Origin of the sequence: Sutterella sp. (genome assembly GCF_052272535.1) — a bacterium.
Lineage (GTDB): Bacteria > Pseudomonadota > Gammaproteobacteria > Burkholderiales > Burkholderiaceae_F > Sutterella.
Map to the genome: position 1 here is coordinate 1 of NZ_DAVZJY010000091.1, position 8,920 is coordinate 8,920.

An 8,920-nucleotide genomic window follows, 5' to 3' on the forward strand; every position below is an offset into this window, starting at 1 on the left:
GTCCGCCGCCATGGAAGCGGCGGATGCGGTGGAGGAGACGGTTTTATCGGAGGGTTCGGTCATGACGGGCGGACGCGTGAAAAGGGAGACGGGTACTCACGGATTCTAGGAGCCCGGGCGCCCGGAGAATTCTCCCGTGACGCCGCGATTCCGTCCTCACGCGAAAACACCGACGCCCGCGTCCGTTGCAGTCGCGAACAACCTTGAACAATTGTTCACGAACCTTCCATCAAAACGTGCGCTAATGTTTCAGTTAGAGGCGTCCCTGCGCTGCGCGTCCATTCGGGTGCGGGGCGGCCTCGGACGTTTTCCTCCCCAAACGCAAAGAAGACAAAAAGACTCGAAGAAGGAACTTCTCATGACGAAGAACGCCACTCTCGCCGCGGCCGTCGTCGCCGCGGCCGCGCTCGCCGGGTGTGCGAACGACGGCACCTACTACCGCGCCGACACGTACACCGCCGGTCAAGTCAACCGCGTGCAGGAAGTCAACACCGTCGAGATCATCGCCGTCAACGCCGCGCGCGTCGCGGTGCCGAACAGCTCCAACCGCGACACCGCGCAGATCGCGGGTGCGGTCTTGGGCGCCATCGCGGGCGTCGCGATCGGCAACCACAACAACCACACGACACATGCGCGCGTGATGGGCGGCCTCGCCGGCGGCGCCTTGGGCGGCCTCGCGGGCTCCGCGGTGGGCGGAGACGACACCACCTACACCGACGGCGTGCAGATCATCTTCCGCAGCGCCGGCGGCAAGGTCCTGCAGACTTCGCAGGTGGGCCAGCCCTGCGAATACAAGACCGGCACGGCCATTCTCGTCGCGCCCACGCCGAGCGAGGCGCGCATCCAGCCGAACAATCCCTACGGGTGCCCGCGCCGCTGACGCGCTCCTCACGAGACGAAAAAAATGAACACGCTTTTGAAATCCGTCGCCCTCACGGCGGCCGCGTCCGCCTTGCTCCTCGCAGCGGGTTGCACGACGCCACGCACCCAGACCTCGACCCTCCCGCCCGGGACGGTGAGCATGGATCCGTCGGTCTACCAAGCCAACCAACAGGCCGTGGACGCCGCCGCCCGCGCGATGCAGGACGAGGCGCGCGCCAAGGAGGCTGCGCGCCAGGCCGCTCAGGCCAAGGCCGCCGAAGCCAAGGCCCGCGCCCAGAAGGCCGCGTCGCAGCGCGCTGCGGCCGCCGCCAAGGCGAAGGCCGAGCGTCAGGCGAAGCTCGACGCCTATGAGGACCGCGTGCGCGAGCTCGAGCTCGAACTCAAGGAGCTCGACGTTCAGGCGCGCCGCGCCGAGGTCGAAGAAACGGTTTCGGACGCCAAGGCGCGCACCGAACTCTCGCGCGACAAGGCGCAGTTGGAGCTCGAGCGCATGCGCGCCGAGATCGAGGTCCTGAAGGCCCAGGGCGCAAAGTAGCCGCCCTCGGTCTTCGAAAAGAAGCCCGCCGTCCGGCAGTCCGGAGGACGGGCTTTTTCATGACCGCGGGGGCCGCATCGACCGGCCGCTAGAACTCAAACCGGTAGAGGAAGTCGATCGCCTGATCGACCCCGGAGGCGGCCTCGAGGTAGAGGCGCGGCAGGAGCCGGTAGCGCAGCGTCAGGGTGGCGAGCGAATCGAAGATTCCGATGCCGTACTTCACCTGGAGACCGGGGAGCACGTACGCGGTCACCACCACCTTCTGCGCGTCGCCCGTGCCGGTGGTGTCCACGCCCAAGCCTCTGAGCCCCACGGCGTCACCCACTTCGGAGAGGATGCCGCCGCCCTGGCTCGTGCCGAGGCCGATCAGCATGCTCGTCATCATGGAGGCGCTGCTGCCCTCTTGGCTCCCCAGCCCCTCGCCGCGCAGCAGATAGCTGAGCGCCTGCTCCTCGGAGAGCTGCGGCGTCGAGAAGAGCTTCACTTCCGGCGCCTCGGCCGTCCCGGTGACGCGGATGCCGGCCGTGACGCCGTCGGCGGTGTTCTCGGGGTTCCTCACCGCTTCGATGCGCAGCCCCGGATTGTTCATCGGCCCCGAGAAGAGGATCTGTCCGGTCTGGATCACGAGGTCCTGCCCGTAGGCGCGGAAGCGCCCGGCCGGGATGGTGATCTGGCCGAGGAGCCCCATGCGGCCCTTCGCGGCGATGAGCTTCACCTCCCCGTTGAGGCGCGCCTTGAGGCCGTAGGCGGCGATGTGGACGTCGTCGCCCAACACCACGTCGAGGTTGCTCTCGACGGGCAGCGACTCCGTGCGCACCGAGAGGGGCTGGAGGTTCGCGTCGAGGAGCACCTGATCGGAGGAGACGCCGACGCTCGAGGCGGGAAGCTCCTTCACCTCGATCATCGACTTCGGGATCTCCACGCGCCCCGTGAGGCGGATGAGGTCGGGCCGCGCTTCGGCTTCGGCGTGTCCCTTGAGGTCGAGATTGATCATGGGCGGCATCGCCACATGCAGTCCCTCGGTGGAGACCGCCGCCTTCGCGGTCCACTTCGCGAGGCTCTCCCAGGCAGCCTCGCCCGAAAGCGCGACCCGCTCGGTCTTGGTCCGCACTTCGCCCGAGAGGGTCGAACTCCGCCCGTTGAAGTCCACGAAGATGCTCGAGGGCTCCATGTCGAGCGGAATGAAGTCCGCATTCACGACGACGTTCTCGATCCCGAGGCGCCCGTAGAGCTCGGGCGCCGCCAGGGTTCCGCCGAACTTCAGGTCCGCGTTCACCGCTCCTTCGGCGCGCTCGCCGCGCGAGAGATAGGGCTGCACGAAGGCCGGGGTGAGGCCGTCGATGCGCACCGAGCCCGCGAGCCTGCGGCGCCCTGCAAGGTCCGAGACCGAGAGCTCCCCTGCGCTCGAGCCGTTCCCCGCAGGCTGCACCTCCCAGGCGAGCGCCAGGCGCCCGGCCGACAGGATCCCGTGGGCGCGGAGCTTCTCCAAGGTCACGGGAAAGCGCACGCCCTGAAAGCGCGTCGAATAGGTGAGGCCGTCGCCGTTGAGGTTGAGCTGCGCGTGGGGAAGCGCGCTCTTCGCGAGGTCCCACCTCGCCGTGGCGTCGCCCGTGAGCGCCCCGGTGAGGCGGTCGCTCTTCTTTCTGAGATAGGGCTGCAGCACGGAAAGATCAAAGCGCGTGAGCTTCAGGGCCGCCTCGCCGGCGCGCCCGAAAAGCGCATCCTTCGCGAGACACGCCTCGGCGTCGGCGTGCTCCCAGCAGTGGGCGCCCACCTTGAACTGCTCCGTCTCGGGATTCCAGGCGAGCGCCGCGCTCGGGCGCGTCGTCCAGACGCCCGCCGGAGTCGTGATCAACCCGCTCGTCAACCGCCCCGACCAAGCGAGCGTGCGGCGCAGAAATTCGCCCGAAAAGGCGAGCGAACCCGAAACCGGAGAGCCCTCCACCGAGAGCTTCACGTCGTGCTTCGCCTCCGTGCCCTTCAGGGAGGCGGAGACCGCATCGAATTGAACGCCCGAGGCGGAGAGCCCCTTGAGCGAGAGCGAGGCGCTTCCCGCCACCATGCCGTCGGCGAGCGACGCGGCGATGAAGCGGAGCTTTTCGGTGAAGGGGGCGTTCAGCGCGGGGACGGGCAGAGCGGGCGCGCCCTTCCCGCCGGCGGCAGGCGGCGGGGGCGGCGGAGCACTCGACTTTCCCGGCTGCGGCCCTTCGCGGCCGTCCTTGAAGGGTGAGTTTCTGAGGTCCACGAGAAGCCGAAGGGCCTTCAGGGCGAAGAGGTTCTCCCAGGCGAGCTCGTCGGCCCGGAGGTTCGCGAGCGCGATCGGGTGCGCGAGACTGCCGGCCAACTTCACCGTGCCCGAAGCGCTTCCCTTGAGTCCCGGAATCGTGTTGAGGAGCCCCGGCGCATTCACGGCGAGGTCGAGCGTGACACCGCGCAGGTGCTCGACCTCCCCCTTGAGGTCGAGCGTGTTGCGCCCGAGGACGAAGGCAAGCTTGGGCACCTTCCACGAGACGCCGTCCTCGCCCGAAAGCGCGAGGTCGAGCTTCACGGGCGCCTGTTGGATGGTGCCGTCCACTTTGGCCGAGGCCTCGTCGATGCGGAAGGTCCCGTCGGTGCGTACGATGCCGCGGCCCGAAAGCGCCGCGGTGAGCTTCAGGGGGAGCTTGCTCACCCAACGGCCCACGTCCACGCGGTCGACTTCGAGCGCCGTGCGCCAGACGAAGTGCTCGCTCCAGTCCGCGCGCCCCTCGAGCTTCATCGAGCCCAAGGGGGTCGTGAGCAGGCACTTCTCAACCCCCGCGCCCCGGAAGTTCCCCGACGCCGCGGCGTCGAGCACGCCCTCGAGCACCTTGCGTCCGAGAACCGGCGCGGAGGGCTCGATCTCCGGGCGCCCGGCGAGCGTGAAGCGCCAGTCGGCCGGAGACCCGGAGAAATGGAGCGCGAGGCCGCGCACGCGCACCCGCGTCGGCCCCGCCGCCGCTCCCTGAGCCGCCCCCGATGCGCCGCTCTCCGCCGCGGCCGCAGGCAGCGCGGGGAATTTGAGGAGCGCAGACTCGATCGCCGCTTCAAAGGGAAGCGCCGCCGAGGAGGGATCGGCCGAAAGCGAGACCGTGAGGTCGGCAGCGCCGGCGAGCTTGGCGGAAGTCGACATCCGCCCGCAGATCTCGCCCGAAGCCGTGAGGTCGAGCGTCGTTTCCGGCGCGTCGAACGTCACCCCCGCGAGCGCCCCCCAGGGAGCGGCGTCAAGCGCGGCATGGAGGTCGAGAGTGAACGGCCACTTTTCCTTCATGTCCACGACCGCCGTGAGCTTCACATCGCCCGCGGTGCTCTTGAGCGCAAGCGTGCGCAGATCAACGCGGCTGCCCTCGCCCAAGAGCGAGAGGTCGAGCGACTCCACGCCCAAGGGCGAGAACCCGGGGAGGTCCTGCGTGCCCGGAATGCGCCAGAAAGCCCAGTGACGGAATTCGACCGCGGGGGCGTCCACCGCAAAGGGCAGCCGCACCTCGGGGAGCGCCGGAGAGAGGGGCTTCGAGAAGAATGCCTCGAGGCGCCGCGCAAAGGCGTCGGCGCGGGGCGCGGCGGCGGGCGCCTCCTCCGCGGTGCCCGATTCGCTCGATTCGCCCGGCTTTTGCGCGGACTGCTCCGGGGCCTCGCCGGAAGGCGCTTCGGGCAAAGCTTCGGCGGGCTTTTGCGCGCGGGCCGCCTCGCGTGCGGCGTCCGTGCCGGGAAGCGGCGCGTCGGCCGCAAAGAATTCAGCGCTCCCGCCCAGGAAGGCGCTCTTCGTGAGCGTGAGCCGCGCGCCGTCAAAGCGCCCGCCGAGCGTCACCTCGCCCAACGTCGCGCGCAGCCCCGGCGCGCCGACCCAGCCGTCGCCCAAGGTGAGGCGGCCGAGCTCGAGGACGCCGCCCTCGAGCGACGCCGCGGCTTCGAGACCGCGGATGTAGCCCGAAAAGTCGTCCACCTCGAGGCCGGTGCGCACGACCTCCAGAGCGTCCACCGACACCTTCCAGGGAAGATGGAGGTCAAGCGGACCCGGGGCGGCCGTCTCCTGCGGTCCGGCCGGCGGGAGCTCCGCCGTGTTGACCTGCAGCTCGGCGCCGATGAGCGCGACACGCTGCAGGTGGAGGTGCTTCTCGAAGAGCCGCCGCCAGTCGAGGGAGAGCTCGAGGGCTTCGGCCTCCGCCTTCACGCCCGGGGACTCCCAGGCGAGGCCCGAAATGCGGAGGTTTTCAAGGTTCCCTTCGACGGCGGCGACGGTGAGGCCCGGCACCCAGCGGTCCGCGGCGCGCCCGAGGGCGGCGAGGCCCGAGGGCGTGGCGACGAGCCACAGGACGAGGCCGGCGAGAGAAATCAGCAGAAGAACGAACGCGGCGAAGACGCCGCAGAAGATGCGCGCGGGTCGGGTCATGATGCGTCAGAGTTCCGGACCGAGGCCGATGTAGAAGGCGAAGCCCGTGTGGTCGGGGTCACCCACGGGCCGGGCGACGTCGAGCTTAACGGGGCCGACGGGGGACTGCCAGCGGATGCCTACGCCCGCGCCCGTCTTGAAGGAGGTCGAGGTGAAGCGCTCGACCGCTTCGCCGGCGTCCACGAAGACCGCGGTCCACCAGCTGCCCTTCACGTTCCATTGGTATTCGAGGCTCGCGGTGAGGAGCCGCTCGGCGCCGCGCAGCTCCCCCGAGGCGTCTCTCGGCGAGATCGACTTGTAGTCGTAGCCGCGGATGCTGCGGTCGCCGCCCGCGAAGAAGCGCAGGTCCGGGGGCACGGCCTTGAAGTTCGTGCTCTGGATCCACCCGAAGGCGTAGCGGCCGATGAAGCGGTGCCGCGCCGCGGCCGTGCGGATGATCGCGCCCTGCGCGTAGAAGCTCCAGAAGTCGATGTCCGACCCCCATTCGGTGCGCGAGACGTCAAACGTGTAGCGCTGGGAGTCCCCCCAGGTCGGCATCGAGCCGCCGCGCGAGCGCGTGCGGTTGAAGGACACGCCCGGGTAGATCACCATCGTCGTCGCGTCGCTCTCACCCTGCGTGAAGCTGTCGAGCATCCAGCGCAGGTTCACCGCGCGCTGCCAGCCCGTCTCGAGGTTCCAGTAGCGCGAAGCGACGAGCGTTGTCTGCGAGGAGTCCGTGTCGTTGAGGCTCGTGCGCTTCCAGCCGCCCTGCACGAGGTAGTACTGCTCCAAGGGGCTTGCCGGGCGCGGCATCTTGTAGCTGAAGTCGAATTCCTGCTCTTTGGCCGACACGTTCGTCGAGAACGTGAGCGAGTGCCCGCGCCGGTTCACCCAGGGCTTGGTCCACTCGCCCTTGAAGCGCGGACCGACGTCGGTCGAATAACCCACGCCCGTCTCGACGATGTTGCCGCTCCGGGGCGTGACGCTCCCCACCATCGGGACCTCCATGTCGTCGTTGACCGCCCGGAAGTCGGGCGCGACCACGGCCGAATTGAACCAGCCCGTGTCGGCGAGGTTTTCGTTCAACTCCGCGAGGCTCTCCGACGCGTAGGGGTCGCCCGTGCGGAAGGGCACGAGGTTTTGGAGGATCCCCTCGTCGATCTGGGAGCCCGTGAAGCGCACCGGACCGAAGTGCCACCGGCGACCCGAATCGTATTCGAGCCGCCACCAGGCTTCATGCCGGCTCGTCGCAACCGCGAGCTCCGTCTTCGTGAAGCGCCCCTGGAAGTAGCCCTTCTTCATCGCGACGCGCTGCACGCGCTTTTTGAAGGCCTCGTATTCGCCGTGGTGAAGCACCCGCCCCTTTTCGGGAAGGTCCTTCAGAAGCGCACGGAAGTCCGGGTCCTCGGCCGCCTCGCCCTTGAGCACGAGGTCCGCTCCCGCGATCCGCACGGGCTCTCCCGGGTCAACGGTGAGGCTGAGAAGGCGCGGGCGCTTCGAGCCCGCCTCGGGCACGGGCCCCCAGGAGAAGGTGAGCTTCGGTTCGTAGTAGCCGAGGGCCTTGAGGCCGTCCCTCACGCCCGTACGCACGCCTGCGCGGTAGCGGCCGCGCACGGTGATCGAGTCGAGGCCGAGCGAGGCGAGCTGCGCCTCGACGTTCGAGCGCAGATCTCCTTCGAGTCCCTTGAGCTCGAGCGTGAAGTCCGCCGCGAGGGCGAACCCCGGCAGCACGCAGAGAAGAAGGAAAAGCGGCGAAAACGAGCGGGCGGACGGCACGGGAAGCGGATCCTGAAGGTCTGGCGGCCCGCGCGGGGCACTTCAATGGATGCCCTCCGATCCCTCCGAAGTCCTGTAGATCAGGCGTAAAGCAAGGGAGAGCGGGCAGCGCACGGGAGTTGGATGACTGCCGCCATTTTAGGGGGCGGCGGACCGCCGCCGCGCACCCCAGAAACAATTCGACGGTCTTTCGTCATGAATAACGAAGGGCCGTCGAACGCAGGGAATTCAAAGCGGATTCAGGCCGCCGCCCGGGCTCAGGGCCCGACGGGCGGCGGGAAGGCCCGCATCAGGCCTTGGGAGCGGCAACAGGCTTCACCGGGGCCTTCGCCGCGGCGGGCGCGGCGGCAGCGGGTTTCACTGTGGATTTTGCAGCGGGCTTCGCGGGAGCCTTCGTCGGCGCCTTCACCGGAGCGGCGGGCGCGGCCTTCGGCGCGGGCTTGGCAGCAGGCTTTTCAGCAGCCTTCTGAGCCGCCTTCGGGGCCGGCTTCGCAGCGGCCTTCGGAGCCTTTGCGGACTTCTCGGCCTTCAACGCCTTCTTGGGCGCCTCGGCCTTCTGCTCGGCCGGGTGCTCGGCCGCATACTTCTCGGCGATGAGCTTCATCCCGGTCTCAACAAGCGCCACCAGAGCGGCCTCGGGCTTGAGCCCGGTTTCTCCAAGCGCATCCGTCAGAGCGGCGAGCGTCTTCTTGTCGAGCTTCACCTCGGCCTTGATCTTGATGGTCGGCATGACTCCTTTCTCCTTCATTTGCGCCCTGTGGCGCGGAGCGCCGCCGGACGCGCGGCGCCGGAACGTTTTTCTTTCCGAAACGCCGAAGAGCCGGCCTCCGCACGGGACGAAAGCCGGCATGCATGGAGTCAATGTATCACGCCGCGCCCGAACCGCAGTCGAAACACCTTGAGAGGCTTCCTCGCGCCGCATCCTGCCGAGATGCATCGGGAGAGGCGCGCCGGAGACTCAGAGCGGCGAGTCCTCCTTTTCAAGCAGCTGCGCCGGAACCGATTCCGGTTCCTTCCAGTGGTAGAGGTCACCGCAGCGAACGGCCTCCTCAAGGAATTCGCGCATCACATGAGAGAGCATCACGGAACGCTCGCGGGCAAGGGTGTCGAGCGCCGTCTTGAGCTCGTTGGGCACCCGGCAGCTCACGACGCAGCTCTTGTCCTTCGCACGCATCGGCCTGCCCAATGCGTCGGTTTTTCGGGAACAAACGGGGCTTTGTGCATACATGTGGGTAGGAGTCGCCTCGATGCGGGGCTGAACCCACTGATGCAGAAGGAATTTGCGCATCCTATGCCCTGCGAGCGAATCCTGCAACGTTGATTTCTCTGAGCTTATCCAC

At 68.4% G+C, this 8,920-nt stretch carries 6 protein-coding genes; 2 read left to right on the forward strand and 4 right to left on the reverse strand.

All coding sequences use genetic code 11. The features are described from left to right. The first annotated feature begins 358 nt into the window (after positions 1 to 358). Together ACT6Y9_RS06025 and ACT6Y9_RS06030 are read left to right on the forward strand one after the other, a co-directional pair. Positions 359 to 880 (forward strand): hypothetical protein, encoded by a 522-nt coding sequence (locus ACT6Y9_RS06025; protein ID WP_443743858.1) that lies wholly within the window; start codon positions 359 to 361, stop codon positions 878 to 880. 24 nt (positions 881 to 904) lie between these two features. Beyond that, positions 905 to 1,417 (forward strand): hypothetical protein, encoded by a 513-nt coding sequence (locus ACT6Y9_RS06030; RefSeq protein WP_443743859.1) that lies wholly within the window; start codon positions 905 to 907, stop codon positions 1,415 to 1,417. Positions 1,418 to 1,505: 88 nt separating this feature from the next. On the opposite strand, the gene ACT6Y9_RS06035 is transcribed toward ACT6Y9_RS06030, so the two are convergent. From ACT6Y9_RS06035 to ACT6Y9_RS06050, 4 genes are all read right to left on the reverse strand, one after another. After that, positions 1,506 to 5,825: a translocation/assembly module TamB domain-containing protein gene (locus ACT6Y9_RS06035; protein WP_443743860.1), complete on the reverse strand. Its 4,320-nt coding sequence runs from the start codon at positions 5,823 to 5,825 to the stop codon at positions 1,506 to 1,508. Positions 5,826 to 5,831: 6 nt separating this feature from the next. After that, complete coding sequence (tamA, locus tag ACT6Y9_RS06040) at positions 5,832 to 7,580, reverse strand: autotransporter assembly complex protein TamA (protein ID WP_443743861.1); 1,749 nt, start codon at positions 7,578 to 7,580, stop codon at positions 5,832 to 5,834. A 289-nt stretch (positions 7,581 to 7,869) separates the two neighbouring features. Then, positions 7,870 to 8,310 (reverse strand): hypothetical protein, encoded by a 441-nt coding sequence (locus ACT6Y9_RS06045; RefSeq protein ID WP_443743862.1) that lies wholly within the window; start codon positions 8,308 to 8,310, stop codon positions 7,870 to 7,872. Positions 8,311 to 8,538: 228 nt separating this feature from the next. Continuing rightward, on the reverse strand, positions 8,539 to 8,868 hold the full coding sequence (locus ACT6Y9_RS06050) for a hypothetical protein (RefSeq protein ID WP_443743863.1): 330 nt from the start codon (positions 8,866 to 8,868) through the stop codon (positions 8,539 to 8,541). Positions 8,869 to 8,920 lie beyond the last annotated feature (52 nt).